Raw genomic sequence first — 15,976 nt, forward strand, 5'->3', positions numbered from 1 at the left:
ATAAGGACACAAACAAGAAGCATAATGCTCTCATAATCTATTGAAGTGAAAATAAAGATGAAGGAAGTGAACGGTTTGATCACAATCAGCCTTTGTATGATTGTTAAAAATGAAGAAGAAGTATTGGCAAGATGTCTTGATACCGTAAAAGACATCGTAGACGAAATCAATATCGTCGATACGGGATCGACCGATAAAACGGTGGAGATTGCGAAACAATACACAGACCGCGTCTTTTTCTTTGAGTGGATCGGCGATTTTGCAGCCGCAAGGAATGAATCGTTTAAGCATGCCACGAAAGACTACATTCTATATCTTGATGCAGATGATGTCCTGCTTGAGAAAGACCGCAAGAAATTAAAAGAATTAAAAGAGACGCTCGATCCGTCCGTTGATTCGGTCTCGATGTATTATGACGCCGGAACGGACGAATTCGGAAACGTCACGTTACGATACCGGCGCAACCGCCTGGTCAAACGCGAGAAAAATTTTCAATGGAGAGGCGACTGCCACCAGTACCTGGAGGTTTACGGCAATATCATCAATGCCGATATTTCGGTGACGCATAAAAAAATCCGCCATTCCGTCGGGCGGAATCTCAATATTTATCAAAAGAAAATTGACCGCGGCGATGCGTTTTCTCCGAGAGACCATTTTTACTACGGAAACGAATTGAGAGAGAACGGGCATTATGAGAAGGCGATCGAAAGCTATAATAAAAATATTGAAATGAAAGAAGGATGGATTGAGGACAAAGTATACGCCTGCATCAATAAAGCGGACTGCTACCGCTATCTCGGGGATATGGAAAATGAGCTCCGATCGCTGTTCCAGTCGTTTGAATTTTCGAAAACGCCGCGCGCGGAGACATGCAGCAGAATCGGCTACAACTTTCAGCGCAGGCGGGAATATCAGGCGGCGATTTATTGGTATGATCAGGCGACAAAGCAGGTTCCAGACTCAAATAAATGGAGCTTCAGCTATCCGGCGTATTACACATGGTATCCGCATCTGCAAATGTGTGTGTGTTATTACAATTTGGGAGATTTTGAGAAATCGTATGAACACAATGAAGAGGCCAGAAAATATCGTCCGGAGGATAAGTCCGTCCTTCATAATAAGCAGTTGCTTGAAGGAAAATTAGGCATAAAAAAATAATCAGGGAAAAGCTTACTTTTGAAAAGTAGGCTTTCTTTTTTGAGGCGGGTGGCAATTTGCAGTGCGAGGTCATAAATTATTCCAAATCAAGCTGAGTAACGAAGGAGGGATCTATGCTGCGCGAAACTTACCTTTCATTTGACGGCTGCACCAGGATGATAACGGATGAACCGTTATTGACGGCATTGGAAAATACGTTCACGATCGAGTTTTGGGCAAAGCCTGCGGCAGCGGCTTTACACAACTTCCGGTTCGCAGTTACGCCGATTTCCGGAGCCTATGGGGACGGCGATGATTCGCGGGCCGGTGTGGGTGTGGCCGTTGGAACGGACGGCGTTGTCATATATGAGCATACAGCGGACGATCTGGCCGCTGTTTTGCATTGTGCCGCGTCGCTCTATGATTGGACGCACATCGCCGTTGTATATGATAATAAAGTCCCGTCCATTTACATCAATGGGGCGTTTGCCGCAAAGGGTACGGTCAGCAGAAGCGATGCGGCGGTTCCGTCCGGCGTGTTCGGGGGAATGAAGACGGGCGGCTTTTATGAGGGAGGCCTGAAAGAAATAAGAGTGTGGAAGGCAGCAAAAACACAAGCGGAGCTTAAACGGCACATCAATCAGGAACTTCGCGGAGATGAATCAGGCCTTTTCAGGTATTGGAAATTAGACGAAGGAGCTGGGGACACGGTCAGAGATTCGGTCAATCATCTTCACGGAACGATTGCGAAAGCGAAATGGCAGATGTCAGAGACGCCGATCAACATCTTATTTGCGTACATCGTACCGAGCGGAGGGATTGAAACGCTAAACAGGCAGCGCTGCTACGGACTGGCTAAGCATAAGGTTAACTGCCATTTTTTATACACAGCAGACGGGATCGGTCTGCAAAATGAGCTCGATACGTCAATCTTTGTCACGGACAGTGACGAAGAAATCAAACAGATCATTTATGAGGGTAAATATGACGCGATCGTCGTCAGCTCGGATGTTCGGCTGGCGAAAAGGCTGCGCAATCTCGGATATCAAGGGATTCTGATTTATGAAATTCAAGGGGCGGGAATCAACAAGGAATACATTGACCAATATATTAAACATTTCGCTTATTCTGTGGTTCAGAAGGATTGTGACGCCATGCTGCACCCGCCGACGCCGCACCTCGTCAAAGCGGTCAACACGTATTTTCCTGCTAAGAAAAAGTTCTGTTTGCAAAATTGTTTTCATACGAAAGAATTTCACTATCAAGTCCATCCTTTAGAAAAAAATCCGGTGATCGGCTGGGTTGGGAGGCTTGAAGATAATAAAAACTGGCGGGAGTTTTTGTTGATCGGAGCGGAATTTATCAAGGAAAATCCTGAAGTCAAGCTATGGATGTTCGAAGACAGTACCTTGTCGAGAGCAACGGAGAGAAACGCCTTTGAACAAAAACTCAAAGAACTGAAAATCAGCCGGAATGTGGAGATTTTCGCCAATCAGCCCCATCGTAAAATGGCGGAATACCTCTCCATCATCGGCGATTCCGGCGGCTTTTTGTGCTCTACATCAAAAGTGGAAGGGTTCCGGTATGCGGTTCTTGAAGCTATGGTTTGCAGGTGCCCCGTCCTTTCTTCGGACTCGGACGGCGTGCGCAATTTCATCGACCACAACGTGACGGGGAAATTCTATCGGTCAGGCAGCATTGAAGAAGCAGTCAAAGAAGGGAAAGAATTGATGGATAATCTAGCTTTAAGAGAAGTAATCAGACAAAATGCCGTCAAACACATTGAAACGAATTTTTCTCCGGACAAGTACGCAGAAGAATTCTTACGCATGATAAAAAAACTCAAAAAAGGGTGAAAGTCAATATCCCTCTGAATCCAGAGGGATATTTGTCATTTCTTTAAAATGTCGGCAAGCGTTTCCGTATGGTATATCTGGCCGAATGCCGGTTCGTTTTCCGGGATGACGGCGCGATGGCTGATGTGCCCGTTGTCATTGACAAAAAAGACGATATGCTTTGCTTCGGCGCCCTTTGCTTTGTATTGGAGATAATAATGAAACAAACGATTCAGCATCACGTGATTCGAAGGAAAAGCGCCTTTTCCGTAAAGCATGGAGAGGGGTGCATCGGCATTTTGGATTCCGGTTAAAATAGCGGTGTCTTCAGAGGCACCCGGCAGATGGAGAAAGGTCAGCCGCGGATCTTCAATTGCTTTGAGCGCTTCGGACGCCGATTGATCAGGCGTTGTGTCAAGCGCCGTAATCTGATAATTGCTGAACGTCTGTTCAAGGAGCCGCTCCAGTTGATCGACCGTTTGCAGAGATCCGTCAGAAACCGGATAGATGACCGTCAGCTCACACGGAATGTTCCGCCGCTTTCTGGCTTCAAGCTTTGCGAGGTTTAGCGCATGGCGAAATCTGCGATGCTGCTCCTTTGAGTGCCTCAGCTGCGCCGATACGCTCAATGGGGAATCGACCCGGTACGCCGCTAACACCTCCGGAATGTACACAATATCGCAATGTTCGGTCAGCCGCAGCCAATACTCATAATCTTCGACAGGCCACAGCTGATATCCGCCCGTCTTTGCCGCCGCTTTTGACTTATACATAAAAGAGGCGCCGATAAAGCAAATATCGAGAAGCGTTTCCTTCGGCTGCCCCTGATAATTGGAAAATTGCTCTCTTAGGACGGTGCCTTTGTGGTCGATATGGTGAAAATTGCTGTAGGATAAGCCGACGTTTTCCGGCGCGTTCCGATGCTTTTCGATAAATTCGGGATCATACACATTATCGCTGGACACCCATGTTAAGTAACGAATCGATTCAAACTTCTGCAAATAGTTGAAACCCGTATTTAAAGCTTTTGCGATCCCTTCATTTTTCTCTTTTTCAATCAGATGAACCCTCTCGTCTCCTTCGGTTTCGCGTTTGATGATCTCGATATGATCACTCGGTGCTCCGTCAGATACGACGGCAAAATAATAGTTTGTAAAGCTTTGCTCAAGCACCGATTTCAGCGCAAGTTTCAAATAGTCATGATTCTGTTTATACACGGGCATGACAATTCCGACATCCCTCATTTGCATCCCTCTTTAACTTCAAATTTTCACCTTCTTGATAGATTATGTTTTTCTTCATGTTGCTGATATAGGTTTTTCGCCGCTACAGCCGTGACAAGTTCGGAACGTCACACATAAATTATTGGGAACTTTCTCTTGAAGGAGGAATCGGGATGATCCCGTTAATCAATTTGAAACGGCAGTTTCAAACGGTAAAACAAGATATGTTAAAAGAGTTTGAGCAGGTATTGGACAGCGGGCAGTATATATTGGGGCCGAAAGTCAAAGAGCTGGAGAATAAAACGGCCGAAAAGCTCAGCGTGCGGGATGCCGTGGCGGTGGCCAACGGAACGGATGCTTTAGTGCTGACGCTGAAAGCGTTTGGCATCGGAAAAGGGGATGAAGTGATCACAACGCCGTTCACCTTTTTCGCTACCGCAGAAGCCGTCTCAAGGGTCGGGGCGACCCCCGTGTTTGCAGACGTCGACCGCGGCACATACAATCTTGATCCGGCAAAAATAGAAGAAAACATCACACCGGCTACAAAAGCGATCATTCCCGTTCATATTTTCGGCCAGCCGGCTGATATGGACGAGATCAATGCGATCGCCAAAAAGCACAGGCTGATTGTGATTGAAGACGCCTGCCAGGCATTCGGCGCGGAATACAAAGGCCGTCCCGCAGGCAGCCTCGGGGATGCGGCCTGCTTCTCATTTTTTCCGACGAAAAATTTAGGCACGCTGGGCGACGGGGGAATGGTAACGATGTCTGATCCTGAAGCGGCCGAACGTGTAAGGACGCTCAGAACGCATGGTACAAGCAAAAAATACTTTCACGACAAAATCGGTTTTAACAGCCGGCTTGATGAACTGCACGCGGCCGCCTTGCTCATTCTGCTTGAAAAAATCGACGGCTGGAATGAACAAAGAAGAAAGGTCGCCGGCAAGTACCGTGAGGCATTGAAAGAGGCATCACACGTGACGCTGCCGACAGAAAAAGAAGACCGCTCCCACATCTACCACCTCTTCTGCATCGGAGCAGAAAACCGTGAAGAGATCATGCAGGCGCTTGAAAACCGGCAAATCCACTCAGGCATATACTATCCGTGCTGTCTTCATCTTCAGGACGTCTACTCTTCATTGCAATACAAAAAAGGAGATTTCCCGGTGGCCGAATCATTGTCTGACACGCTTTTTGCGATTCCGATGGACCCTTTCCTTACAAGCGATGAACAGGATCAGGTCATCTCCGTGCTGCTTGCAAAAGGAGGAGGGAAGACGTGACGGTTCGATTTGGACTGATCGGCTGCGGCTATATATCAAAAAAACACCTGTTCACCTTAAGCAGGCGCCCTGAAGCAGAGCTTGCAGCGGTCAGCGATGTAACCGAAGAGCGTATGGACGAAGCAGCTGACTACTACCAGTCATTGAGAAGCTTAAAGCCTGAGGTCGCCCGCTATCGGGAATATCCCGACATGCTGGCAGATCCGTCGATCGATGCGGTAATCGTTGCGGCTGTTTCGGGTCTTCATGCAGAAATGGCGAAACGGTCCCTGCTAGCCGAAAAACATGTCATTCTCGAAAAACCGATGACACTGTCGCTCGAGAAGGCCGATGAGCTCATCCGGCTGGCGAAAGAGAAAAAACGTAAGCTCATGGTCTGCCATCAAATGCGTCATCGGCCGATCATGAAAAAAATTAAAGAAACGATCGAAGAGGGAAAATTAGGGGAGCTGTACTTAGGTACTGCGGCGCTTCGGCTCAACCGGTCTCCGGCCTACTACGCAGCGGCTTCATGGCGCGGGAATTGGGAAAAAGACGGGGGGATGCTCATCAATCAGGGGATCCATCTGGTCGACCTTCTGCAATGGTTTTTAGGAGACGTGACAAGCGCATACGGCGATATCCTGACTGCTTCGCCAGGGAAAGAAACGGAAGACGTAGCACTCGGCATCCTGACGTTTGCCAATCAGGCAAAAGGCGTCATAGAAGCCAACATCATCACACAGCCGAACAATCTGGGAAGCTCGCTGTCCATTTTCGGGGAAAAGGGTTCGATTTCGTTGGAAGGCCCGTCATTAAACCGGATCAGCCGCTGGTATATTGCAGGGAAAGAGACGGACAGGGAAGAAGCGGAAAAGCTGATTGATCTCCGGGGTGAACAGGAGGCGATGTACGACAACTTCATCCGTTCCATCCGAGCGGACGAACCGCTCTTGATTGACGGCAGCGAAGGAAAAAAAGCGCTGGACACGATATTCGGAATCTATCAATCCGCACTGACAAAGGAAGTGGTGCATCTCCCCCTTCCATCATTTCAAACGGCTGACATGAGAAAGAAATAGGTGTCGCAAATCGGTAAACCGTCCCTTTCAAAAAAAGAGATAAAACATATTTTATTAAAGGAATGTATGAAGGGGCGATTAAATACATGAATAATCAAGAACAGCAACACCGGACGATAGCTGTCATAGGCCTGGGGTTTGTCGGTCTGCCCTTGTCTATGCTGCTGATATCAAAAGGGTTTTCTGTCATTGGCATCGATTTGGACGAAACGAAAATCAAATCTTTGAAAGCCGGGAACAGCTATATTTCTGATATAAAAGGAGAAACGATCAAGAGCGCCATTACGAGCGGCTTTTTTCGGCCTGCCGCTGACTACGGGCTGATCAAAAAAGCCGAGGCGGTGATTATATGCGTGCCGACGCCTTTGGACGATGAATCGGCTCCGAACCTGGACTACGTGACAAAAGCGGCGGAATCGATCAGGGAGCACCTGCAAAAAGGCCAGCTTGTTGTCTTGGAAAGCTCGACATACCCGGGCACGACGAAAGATCTCGTCAAACCGATTTTGGAAAAAAGCGGCCTGGCGTGCGGGAAAGATTTTTATCTTGCCTATTCCCCGGAACGCGTCGATCCCGGCAACAAGTTTCCGATCGAAGTCGTTCCGAAAGTTGTCGGGGGAGCGTCGGACGCCTGCCGGGATCAAGTCTATCAGTTATACAGCAGCATCTATCAGGAAGTCGTTCCGGTCACATCTCCTGAAACGGCCGAGCTGACAAAGCTGCTCGAAAACACGTACCGGTTCATCAATATTTCATTTATTAACGAATTTGCGATGATCTGCGACAAGCTAGGTGTTGACGTATGGGAAGTCATAAGGGCGGCGAGCACGAAGCCGTACGGATTTGCTGCGTTTTATCCGGGTCCGGGAATCGGCGGCCACTGCATTCCGGTCGACCCTTTATATTTGCAATTTATCATCGGAAAAAAAGGCATCTCAAGCGACTTCATTCGGCTTTCGGAAGAGATGAACGAAAGGATCGTCCGCTATATTGCCGAACGCTCGCTGCAATTGGCGCAAAAAGAAAACACAACAGAAGCGAACATTCTCATCTACGGCGTCACCTATAAACGAAATGTCGCGGACGTGCGCGAATCAAAATCGCTCGACATCATCGAGAAGCTCGTCGGGATGGGGGCGGAGGTTTCCTATCACGATCCGCATTTTCCAGAGCTTCGAATCGGCGGAAAGGCGTTTTTCAGTCAACCAATTAATTCCGAAACGCTGAAGGAGTACGACTGTATCGTCATTTTGACGGACCACGCCGAACTGCCGAAAGAACTCCTCTTACAACACGCAAAAGTCATCTTTGATACGAGGGGAATTTTAACAGACAGCTCAGGAAACGCTAAAGTCGTTCAGCTCGGAAACGGTCTTTCACAGCCGTATCATCAGTCAGCAGAAAGCGGATGAAATATAACGGATATATCATGAGAAACAGGTTGAACGACCACCAGAACGGATCGAAATCCCCGCTGAACAGCCAAAAGGCGATCGCTTGCAGGCCGGAACAGAACGTTAGAACAAGGGATACCAGGGCGGCGCTTTTCCATAACGGCCGCTTTTTTTTATGCAAATATAAGCTGGAGAGTCCGCTGATCGAAATTAAAAGATCCAGCGGCAAAAACGACCAGTTCCAAGCGATGACGACCGGATCGTCATAATTCTTAAATGCCGCGCTTTCCGGAATGAGGTGAAAAAACGTAACGAACCAATATAAAATAAAGCCGATATCTGTAACAAGCAAAAACGGTTTCAAATATTTCACGGTTTCCTCCTGGTTCAATTGATTGACCGGTGCTCTGTTATATTCAATGCGACGACTCCGGTGATAATCAGAATGATAGAAACGGCTTTCACGATACTGACGCTTTCACCCAAAAAAAGAAAACCGATCAGCGAAATCAAGACGATTCCGACCCCGGACCAAACGGCATAAGCAACGGAAACGTCCATCGTTTTCAGGGTGAGCGTCAAAAACGCCAGGCTCGCACCGTAAAACGCAAGCAGTAGAACGCTCGGAACAACCTTTGAAAAGCCGTTCGACAGCTTCATGCTGACCGTTCCCGCCGTTTCAAACAATACCGCTAAACATAAATAAAGCCAGTGCACATCGATTCCTCCTCTAATCTTGTTTTGTGCTGATCCCGTGTATCAAAATATCGACGGCGGACTTCAGCATCTCTCCCATCGTAAAGCGGTTTTTCAAAGAAGAAGCGGGATCATAAATCTGATTCAGGCTCCCTGTATACATGTGAATGAATAACGGCAAATCGATCTCTTTGATGATTCCTTGCGCCATTCCCTGGTTGAACAGATCTTCTACAACGGCCCAATCGTCTTTTAAGAACGAATCGAGCTTCAGCCATTGGTCATAGTGATATTTTTTCAATTCCGCCAATAGGCGAATATCCATGAATTCAAAATCGGCTGGAACGGCAATCAAAATTTGTTCAATTTTTTCTATCGTGCCAAGCTGTTCATTAGCTGCGATGGCTTGCTCTTTTTCTTTAATCTGTGAGACGACATGATCGATGACTTCGGCTACAAGGTCGTCTTTTGATGCGAAGCATTCATAAATCGTGCGTTTGCTGACGGCCAGCTGTTTTGCTAAATCGTTCATCGTAAAGGTAAATCCTTTTTGCCTAATGAGATGAATTGTTTCTTTCAGCATTCGTTCTTTCATTCCTGTTTGTCCCCTTTCTGGTACCGATAAAAACATTTTAGTACCAAAGGTATTGTAATCCGGAATTGGACAAATGTAAAATTCTTCTCACTCACGCCCAGGTCAATTCAGAATACAATGTGGTAAAACAGTGCTTAAAGGGTGAGGGCCGTGTGGATCGGAGTATCGTTGATCGTCTTGGGGCTGGGGATCAGCATTTTTGCCGTCAGTCTCATTGTCAGCTATTTGTTTGTGATGCCAAACAGGAGCAGCTATGAAGAAACATTTTTCAGCGGGGTCAGGAATGGGGAGATTATTGACGATGTGTATCGGTCGCACGACAAAGAGGAGCTTTTTTTGACTGCTGAGGACGGCTGCCGGCTTCATGCGATGTATTTCCCGGCTCCGGACAGCCGGAAAGCCGTGATCATCGCCCATGGCATTAAATGGTCGCTGTTTGGGGGCTATAAATATGTTGAGCTGTTCCAGTCGCTCGGCTATCATGTGCTGCTTTGCGACAGCAGATGCCACGGATTAAGCGGCGGTTCGCATGTTTCCTACGGATATTATGAAAAGAACGATTTGGCGATGTGGGCAGATGAGCTTGAAAACAAGCTCGGCAAAAGCGTCTTTGTCGGTATGCTCGGCGAATCGCTCGGAGCGGCGGCCGCCGTTGAATTGATGAAACAGGATGAGAGGATTCGATTTTGCATCGCGGATTCGTGTTTCAGCGATTTAACAGAGCTTTGCCGCTACCAGCTGAAAGGTGCCGTCAAGCTGGTTGTACCGTTTCTCATTCCGCTGACGAGCAGGCTGATTAAACGGCGTCACGGCTGGAGCCTTGCCGACATTTCCCCGGTCCGTGATCTTGAAGAGACGGATACGCCGCTGTTCATTATCCACGGCAAAAATGATCAGCTCGTCCCGCCGCAAATGGCCGAAAGCCTGTACGAGCGGAAAACGGGAATCAAGAAGCTGTATTTGATCGAAGGAGCGGGACACGTCGGAGGATTTCGCCAAAACCCCGAAGAGTATATCCGGAAGGTTCAAGACTTTTTACTGCAGGTTGAAACGGTCAACTAGTTACTCGGCAGCCGCCGATTTGCGGGCTTCTTCTATTTTATCGGCATGCGACACTCCCCAGCTCATCATTTGGTTGATGATCGGAATTAACGTCTGGCCGAATTCGGTTAAACGGTATTCGACTTTTGGAGGAACCTGCTTATAAATTTCGCGGTGAACGATGCCGTCGCGCTCCAGCTCGCGAAGCTGCAGGGTCAGCATTCTTTGCGTCACTTTCGGGATTAAGCGGCGCAGCTCGTTAAACCGCTTTTTCCCGTCTATTAAATGAAACAGGATCACGCTTTTCCATTTGCCGCCGATAATGTCAATCGTCGCTTCAACCGGGCATGAATATCCGGCCGGTCCTTTACAGTCTGCCATCTTCATCTCTCCTTAGTATAAAAAATGATACTATCCAACAAAAATGTGCGTACTTTTTAACTTTTATTATAATAATTAGAATGTAATTGAGAAAGGAATACACTTTTTAGTAAAGGAGAGAAGCAAATCATGGCAGATCAATCAAAGAAACAGGAGATTCTTGAAGCATTTCGATTCAGACATGCCACAAAAGAATTCGACCCGGACAAAAAGATTTCAGATGAAGATTTTCAGCTTATTCTGGAGGCCGGCCGACTGTCGCCAAGCTCAGTAGGACTGGAGCCGTGGAAATTTGTCGTCGTTCAAAACAAAGAGCTGCGCGAAAAGCTCCGTCAAGTCTCATGGGGGGCACAGGGACAGCTCCCGACCGCCAGCCATTTCGTGCTGCTGCTCGGCCGCACGGCTAAGGAAATGAGATATGACTCCGACTATATCGCACATCAATTAAAGCATGTGAAGAAAATGCCGGATGACATCATCGAAAACATGGTAAAAGAAGACGGCGTGATCAAGAGCTTCCAGGACGGCGATTTTCACTTGTTCGAAAGCGACAGGGCGATGTTTGACTGGGTCTCCAAACAAACGTACATCGCGCTTGCCAATATGATGACGGCAGCCGCTTTGATCGGCATCGATTCCTGCCCGATTGAAGGCTTCAATTATGACAAGGTTCATGACATCCTTGAAAAAGAAGGCCTGCTTGAGGAAGGGCGGTTTGACATTTCGGTAATGGCCGCGTTCGGATACCGCGTTAAAGAGCCTCGTCCGAAAACAAGGCAGGAGCTTGATCAAGTCGTGAAATGGGTCAACTAAAAAAAAGCCGATTCTCCGCAGAATCGGCTTTTTTATATTTACATTTGATTGATTTTTTTCCGGTGGTAAAGGTAGAGACCGCTTCCGGATGCGAGCAGCAAAAGGCCGAACATGAGCCAATTGTAGATAGTAGAGGCCGTATCAGGCAATGATCCGTTTGCCTGATCAGCCGGGTCTTGTCCGCCGTTTACACCGTCTGTGCCGTTTCCGGAGCTCCCGCCGGCGGGAGCGTCTCCGCTTGCGGGCGGAGCTGAAGGCGTCCCGGCATTGCGTGCGTTTAAGACGGTATATTCGCTGAAATGATTCACATATCCGGCGACTGTTTGGTCTTTCGTGTAGCCGTTTTTCACTTTTGTGAAGCGGTTATGCTTCCGGTCGACGTGATAGACGCCTGCTTGTTTGTCAGGCTTATCGACTTGGAAAAACAGTCCGACCGGCTTTTTGAATGAGCTGACGGCTTTTCCTTTTTGGCGGATGCTGAAATCGTACACTTTCGTAACCGCCTGTTTGATGTCCTTCCCGATTTTGATGCCGATCTCCGTCTCTTCCTTTTTCAGATTTGCGGCCGGAAGCGCCATGGCGATTTTATTGTTTTTCAGCGTAATGTTTGGATCGTTTGTTCTTTCTTTGATGAGATTGGTTTGCGCTTTTGACATGTTCAGCTTAATGTCTTCCCGCTCTGTATCAGGGAAATAGACGATCGCCTTGTTGGCGTTTTGCGCGTATGTTTGAAACGGCTTTTCCTTCAGCGTCCATATGCCGGTTGCCTGCTTATCCGGCAGGAAAACCTCCGTGATTCTGTCTTCGATGCTCGGTGAGACCGAAGCGGATAATTTAAGCTGTTCCGTAAAGGTCTCATAGTCGGTAAATCCGAGATCCACTCCATTTTTCGCCTGTTTAAAGACAGAGTAACCGTCACCGCCTCCGCCCATAAAGTTGTTTGTGGCGACACGGTATGTTTTCTTTAGGTTAAGCGGCCTGGACTTGCCTTTTTCATCGGCAAGGTTCACGTCTAAAATTCGTTCCCCTTTCGGTTTATTCAATGTAAAAGTATACGTTAAACCGGCCACATGAGGAAACGCGCCGCCGCCTTCTTCCACCTGGCTGACGCCGTGCTCAAGCGCTTCTTTGATCTGTGCTCCGGTCAAATCGGCGGCATAAAGCGTATTTCCGAACGGCATCACGGTAAGAACCTCGCCGAGAGTGACGGGGCCTTTGTCGATTCCGCTTCTGATTCCGCCGCCGTTTGTAATCGCAATGTCAGCGCCGCCGGCTTGTTTGGCCTTTCTAAGCATACCGTCTGCAATGAAGTTCCCGAGGTTGGTTTCCTTTGACCTGACATGCTCGCGGGTTCCGTCCAGGGGAACATCGGCAATGCCGACGACTTCGGTTTTTAAGTCTTCAATTTCATTTTTAAAACCGTCAAGTATACCTTTGGCATCTTTATCCTCGGCCGTATTTTCATCGATTGCGATCAACCTGGAGCCCGATTTGCCCGTTTGAACGATTCCGTCCTCATCAAAGGCGACATCGACTCTCCCTAAAAACTGTCCGTAGTCTTTTGCCTGGGCGACGATTGTCGGCTCCTGATTCGGAACGACTTCCAACCGGTCGACGAGCGTATGCGTGTGTCCGCCGATGATCAAATCGATTCCCTGCACTTTTTTCGCCAGCTCCAAGTCGCGGCTATAGCCGATATGGGTGAGGGCGATGATTTTGTTGACCTTTTCTTTCTCCTTGATGTCCTTGACGGTTTTTTCTGCGGTTTGATACGCGTCATTGAAGGCGATGTTTGCCCCGGGACTTGACGTATATGACGTATCCTCAGTCGTCAGTCCGAAAACGGCTACCTTTTCGCCGTTCACATCAAGGAGAATGTACGGATAGATTCCCGTTTCTTTAGGTTCGCCGGCCTTTAAGACCGCCGGTTTTTGCGCGAATCGGTTCAGCTTCGGCTCTTTTGAGACATCGACATTAGAACTGACGATCGGAAATGCAGGCGCCTCGAATTTATGTTTGTTCCCCGGATCAACTGCGGCGCCGTTTCCGCCGAGAAAATCGGCCAGCACGCCCGGTCCTTTGTCAAATTCATGGTTGCCGAACGTCATCGCGTCATAGCCCATCATGTTCATCAGCTTCAGATCGGCGAGGCCGTTCCATTTTGTAAAATAAAGATCTCCGGAAAACACATCGCCGGCATCAAGCAGAATATTGTTTTGTGTTTGCGAGCGGACTTCTTTTACCTTTGCTGCGCGCCTTGCCGCATTGTCGAGGTGTGCGTGCGTATCATTCGTATGCATCACCGTTAACGTCCAGTTTTGATCATCTTTCGGCGGCTCTGATCCATCTCCGTCAAAATTCAGCTTGTATACGCCGTATCCGCTGTTTTCGGATTCTCTGACGAAACCGATGTCTTTTGCTTTCTCGGCAAAAGGCTTCGCAAGAAGGGAAGATTCAAACGTCACGTTTGCTCCTTTAATCGGCGCTATCGACCAGTTGTTGTCCGCGGCCGGATTGATCGTTCCTTTTTCTATAATGTAATTCATCAGCACCTGCCGGTTTTCGTCAGCAGCGGCGTACACGACTTTGTCCTGTGTCAAGTGAGGGAATCCGCCTCCGCCGGAAGCGCGGTAGTTGTTGGTGACAACGAGAAATTCCTGATCGTCCTTGACGGGCTTTCCGTTATAGGCGAGGTTTTTGACGCGGCTGGCCTCCGGATGTTTCAGCCCGCCTGTAGTGCTGTATTTCGCCGGCTGTGTGACATCGATCTGATACGTCACACCGTCAATCACATCGAAATTGTATGATCTGAAGTCCGGATTAAGGAGCGACTGTTCCCCCGTTTTAGATGGATCGATTTGGTTGAACTGCCCCGCGGACATCTCGATCCAGTCTTTGACCTCTTTTCCGGTCAGTTTGACGATATACAGCGTATTGTCGTACAAGTACAGGTCGCCGATGTTTTTAATGGCGAGATCGCCGGCTTTTATGTTCGTATAGTAATCAGCGCCGTTGCGGCCTCCCGCTTTAAACGGAGCGCCGGCCGACAAGATCGGCAGGTCCTTGTATTCCGTATCTTTCATGACGTCCTCGGCATACCACTTTTGCGCGTCAGTGACGATCTGGATGGACGGATCGTCCTTTACTTGGGAGAAAAAGCTGTTAATATCCGTTTCCGTTTTGCCGACGGGTTTGCGGACGTAGTCCAGCGTTTTCTCATGGGTATCCTGAATGGCTGACACCACCGTTTCGTTTTGCGAGGCTACGTTTCCGGAAACGGCTTCCGTTTTCGCGCTTGCATCCTTGACCATCCATTTTCCGCCGATTTTTTCAAGCTGCATATCGATAATGCCTAAATGGCTCCCCCAGTTTTTCGGCATTACGACAGGAATCCCGTTAATTGTGCCTTTTTGAATATCAATTTTCGCATTTCCGGCATAATCGGGGCCGGGGAACAGGCCGTGCTGGTGGCCTGAGATGATCGCGTCGATTCCGTCAGCTTTCAAAGCAAGGTCAAGCACGGCATTTTCCGCTCCTGCCGGCTGTTCTTCAGTTTCGATGCCGGTGTGAGCGATCGCGATGATCACGTCGGCGCCTTCCGCTTTCATTTTCGGAATCGTTTCTTTTGCTGATTCGGCAATGTCCTGCACCTTGATTTTGCCGTCCAGGTGCTTTTTATCCCATGTTAAAATCTGAGGCGGGACAAATCCTGTGTAGCCTACTTTCAGCTGCTGCTTTTGCCCGCTTTCATCGGTGAATGTCCGCTCTTCTATGTGAAACGGCTTGTATTTGTTTTGCCCGTCCATCGTTTTGATATTGGCGTTGACGATGGGAAATTGTGCACCTTTGAGGGTTCCGTCCAAAAATTCAAGCCCGTAGTTGAATTCGTGGTTTCCGAGCGTACCTGCGTCATATTTCAGCTTGTTCATGACATCAATGATCGGGTGTGTTTTCGAGCCGGAGATGATCGGTTCGCGTTCATGTTTGAAGACATATTCTCCAAGAGGGTTTCCTTGAATCAGGTCGCCGTTGTCGACGAGAAGCGTGTTAGGATTTCGGCTGCGGTATTTTTCGATGAGCTGCGCCGTCCGGGACAGCCCGAATTCCGCCGTCTCTTTGTCGGCATAGTAATCATAATTCATCATATGTGCGTGAATATCCGTCGTGCCCAATATGCTGAGATTGACAAGGGGATGTTCTTCCGCATGGGTCTGGGTGTTTGGAAAGAGTAAGCTAAGTATCATCGCTGAGGTAAGCAGAATACGGAGAACTGAAAACCGTCTATTCTGTATTCCCACCATTTCTCCACCTTTCAGATTAAAGTAACACCCTCTATTGTAAGAACTTTTTGTAAAGTTTTGTAGATATTTCGTTTCGAATATTGTAAACAGTCTGAAATTGATTCTAAAGTCTTCGTCTGTCTGACAATCCTTTTGGGTATTTCGGAGGATCCGGCCGCCGGATGTTTTATTTAGTGTGGCAGGGGTAAAAGGATTTATGTAGACAAAAGATGTTGG

The 15,976-nt window shown here is 48.1% G+C and carries 13 protein-coding genes; 7 read left to right on the forward strand and 6 right to left on the reverse strand.

Annotation, left to right across the window (positions count from 1 at the left end; genetic code table 11):
- The first annotated feature begins 75 nt into the window (after window positions 1-75).
- Together NSQ39_RS04580 and NSQ39_RS04585 are read left to right on the forward strand one after the other, a co-directional pair.
- The gene (locus tag NSQ39_RS04580) at window positions 76-1,158 is read left to right on the forward strand and encodes a glycosyltransferase (protein ID WP_175076917.1); all 1,083 of its coding nucleotides are present in this window, start codon (window positions 76-78) and stop codon (window positions 1,156-1,158) included.
- 113 nt (window positions 1,159-1,271) lie between these two features.
- A complete protein-coding gene (locus NSQ39_RS04585; protein WP_175076913.1) occupies window positions 1,272-2,993 on the forward strand; it encodes a glycosyltransferase in 1,722 nt (573 codons plus the stop codon).
- A gap of 35 nt (window positions 2,994-3,028) precedes the next feature.
- On the opposite strand, the gene NSQ39_RS04590 is transcribed toward NSQ39_RS04585, so the two are convergent.
- Entirely contained in the window at window positions 3,029-4,216 is a 1,188-nt protein-coding gene (locus tag NSQ39_RS04590) for a glycosyltransferase family 2 protein (protein ID WP_175076912.1), read from the reverse strand.
- 152 nt (window positions 4,217-4,368) lie between these two features.
- Between NSQ39_RS04590 and NSQ39_RS04595 the strand changes: the two genes are divergently transcribed.
- The 3 genes from NSQ39_RS04595 (at window position 4,369) to NSQ39_RS04605 (ending at window position 7,951) form a co-directional block, all read left to right on the forward strand.
- A complete protein-coding gene (locus tag NSQ39_RS04595; protein ID WP_175076911.1) occupies window positions 4,369-5,478 on the forward strand; it encodes a DegT/DnrJ/EryC1/StrS family aminotransferase in 1,110 nt (369 codons plus the stop codon).
- Entirely contained in the window at window positions 5,475-6,539 is a 1,065-nt protein-coding gene (locus NSQ39_RS04600; protein ID WP_175076910.1) for a Gfo/Idh/MocA family protein, read from the forward strand. Before NSQ39_RS04595 ends, NSQ39_RS04600 begins: the two co-directional genes overlap by 4 nt.
- A gap of 86 nt (window positions 6,540-6,625) precedes the next feature.
- On the forward strand, window positions 6,626-7,951 hold the full coding sequence (locus NSQ39_RS04605; protein ID WP_175076909.1) for a nucleotide sugar dehydrogenase: 1,326 nt from the start codon (window positions 6,626-6,628) through the stop codon (window positions 7,949-7,951).
- Here the strand turns inward: NSQ39_RS04605 and NSQ39_RS04610 are convergent.
- From NSQ39_RS04610 to NSQ39_RS04620, 3 genes are read right to left on the reverse strand one after another with little or no spacing between them, the layout of a single operon-like run.
- Complete coding sequence (locus NSQ39_RS04610; protein ID WP_175076908.1) at window positions 7,887-8,306, reverse strand: YvaD family protein; 420 nt, start codon at window positions 8,304-8,306, stop codon at window positions 7,887-7,889. The genes NSQ39_RS04605 and NSQ39_RS04610 overlap by 65 nt on opposite strands.
- A gap of 14 nt (window positions 8,307-8,320) precedes the next feature.
- The gene (locus NSQ39_RS04615) at window positions 8,321-8,650 is read right to left on the reverse strand and encodes a DMT family transporter (protein ID WP_175076907.1); all 330 of its coding nucleotides are present in this window, start codon (window positions 8,648-8,650) and stop codon (window positions 8,321-8,323) included.
- Between the two features lie 13 nt (window positions 8,651-8,663).
- Window positions 8,664-9,224: a TetR/AcrR family transcriptional regulator gene (locus NSQ39_RS04620; RefSeq protein WP_046133040.1), complete on the reverse strand. Its 561-nt coding sequence runs from the start codon at window positions 9,222-9,224 to the stop codon at window positions 8,664-8,666.
- Window positions 9,225-9,374: 150 nt separating this feature from the next.
- Here NSQ39_RS04620 and NSQ39_RS04625 point away from each other — a divergent pair, with 150 nt between their 5' ends.
- Complete coding sequence (locus tag NSQ39_RS04625; protein ID WP_175076906.1) at window positions 9,375-10,286, forward strand: alpha/beta hydrolase; 912 nt, start codon at window positions 9,375-9,377, stop codon at window positions 10,284-10,286.
- Here NSQ39_RS04625 and NSQ39_RS04630 read toward each other — a convergent pair whose 3' ends face one another.
- Window positions 10,287-10,646, reverse strand: a complete 360-nt coding sequence (locus tag NSQ39_RS04630; protein WP_373688017.1) for a winged helix-turn-helix transcriptional regulator — start codon at window positions 10,644-10,646, stop codon at window positions 10,287-10,289.
- 129 nt (window positions 10,647-10,775) lie between these two features.
- On the opposite strand from NSQ39_RS04630, the gene NSQ39_RS04635 reads away from it, so the two are divergent.
- Window positions 10,776-11,459 (forward strand): NAD(P)H-dependent oxidoreductase, encoded by a 684-nt coding sequence (locus tag NSQ39_RS04635; protein ID WP_046133037.1) that lies wholly within the window; start codon window positions 10,776-10,778, stop codon window positions 11,457-11,459.
- A 38-nt stretch (window positions 11,460-11,497) separates the two neighbouring features.
- Here NSQ39_RS04635 and NSQ39_RS04640 read toward each other — a convergent pair whose 3' ends face one another.
- Window positions 11,498-15,760: a bifunctional 2',3'-cyclic-nucleotide 2'-phosphodiesterase/3'-nucleotidase gene (locus NSQ39_RS04640; protein WP_175076904.1), complete on the reverse strand. Its 4,263-nt coding sequence runs from the start codon at window positions 15,758-15,760 to the stop codon at window positions 11,498-11,500.
- Window positions 15,761-15,976: the final 216 nt, after the last annotated feature.

The sequence above is a fragment of the Bacillus sp. FSL W8-0848 genome (assembly GCF_038007805.1).
In the GTDB taxonomy this organism is placed as follows: Bacteria; Bacillota; Bacilli; order Bacillales; family Bacillaceae; genus Bacillus; species Bacillus glycinifermentans.

What these genes read in the sequence shown, in the direction of transcription:
- NSQ39_RS04585 (WP_175076913.1), top strand. Translation starts at nt 1,272, where the DNA reads ATGCTGCGCGAAACTTACCTTTCATTTGACGGCTGCACCAGGATGATA.
- NSQ39_RS04590 (WP_175076912.1), bottom strand. Translation starts at nt 4,216, where the DNA reads ATGAGGGATGTCGGAATTGTCATGCCCGTGTATAAACAGAATCATGAC.
- NSQ39_RS04595 (WP_175076911.1), top strand. Translation starts at nt 4,369, where the DNA reads ATGATCCCGTTAATCAATTTGAAACGGCAGTTTCAAACGGTAAAACAA.
- NSQ39_RS04605 (WP_175076909.1), top strand. Translation starts at nt 6,626, where the DNA reads ATGAATAATCAAGAACAGCAACACCGGACGATAGCTGTCATAGGCCTG.
- NSQ39_RS04620 (WP_046133040.1), bottom strand. Translation starts at nt 9,224, where the DNA reads ATGAAAGAACGAATGCTGAAAGAAACAATTCATCTCATTAGGCAAAAA.
- NSQ39_RS04630 (WP_373688017.1), bottom strand. Translation starts at nt 10,646, where the DNA reads ATGGCAGACTGTAAAGGACCGGCCGGATATTCATGCCCGGTTGAAGCG.
- NSQ39_RS04635 (WP_046133037.1), top strand. Translation starts at nt 10,776, where the DNA reads ATGGCAGATCAATCAAAGAAACAGGAGATTCTTGAAGCATTTCGATTC.
- NSQ39_RS04640 (WP_175076904.1), bottom strand. Translation starts at nt 15,760, where the DNA reads ATGGTGGGAATACAGAATAGACGGTTTTCAGTTCTCCGTATTCTGCTT.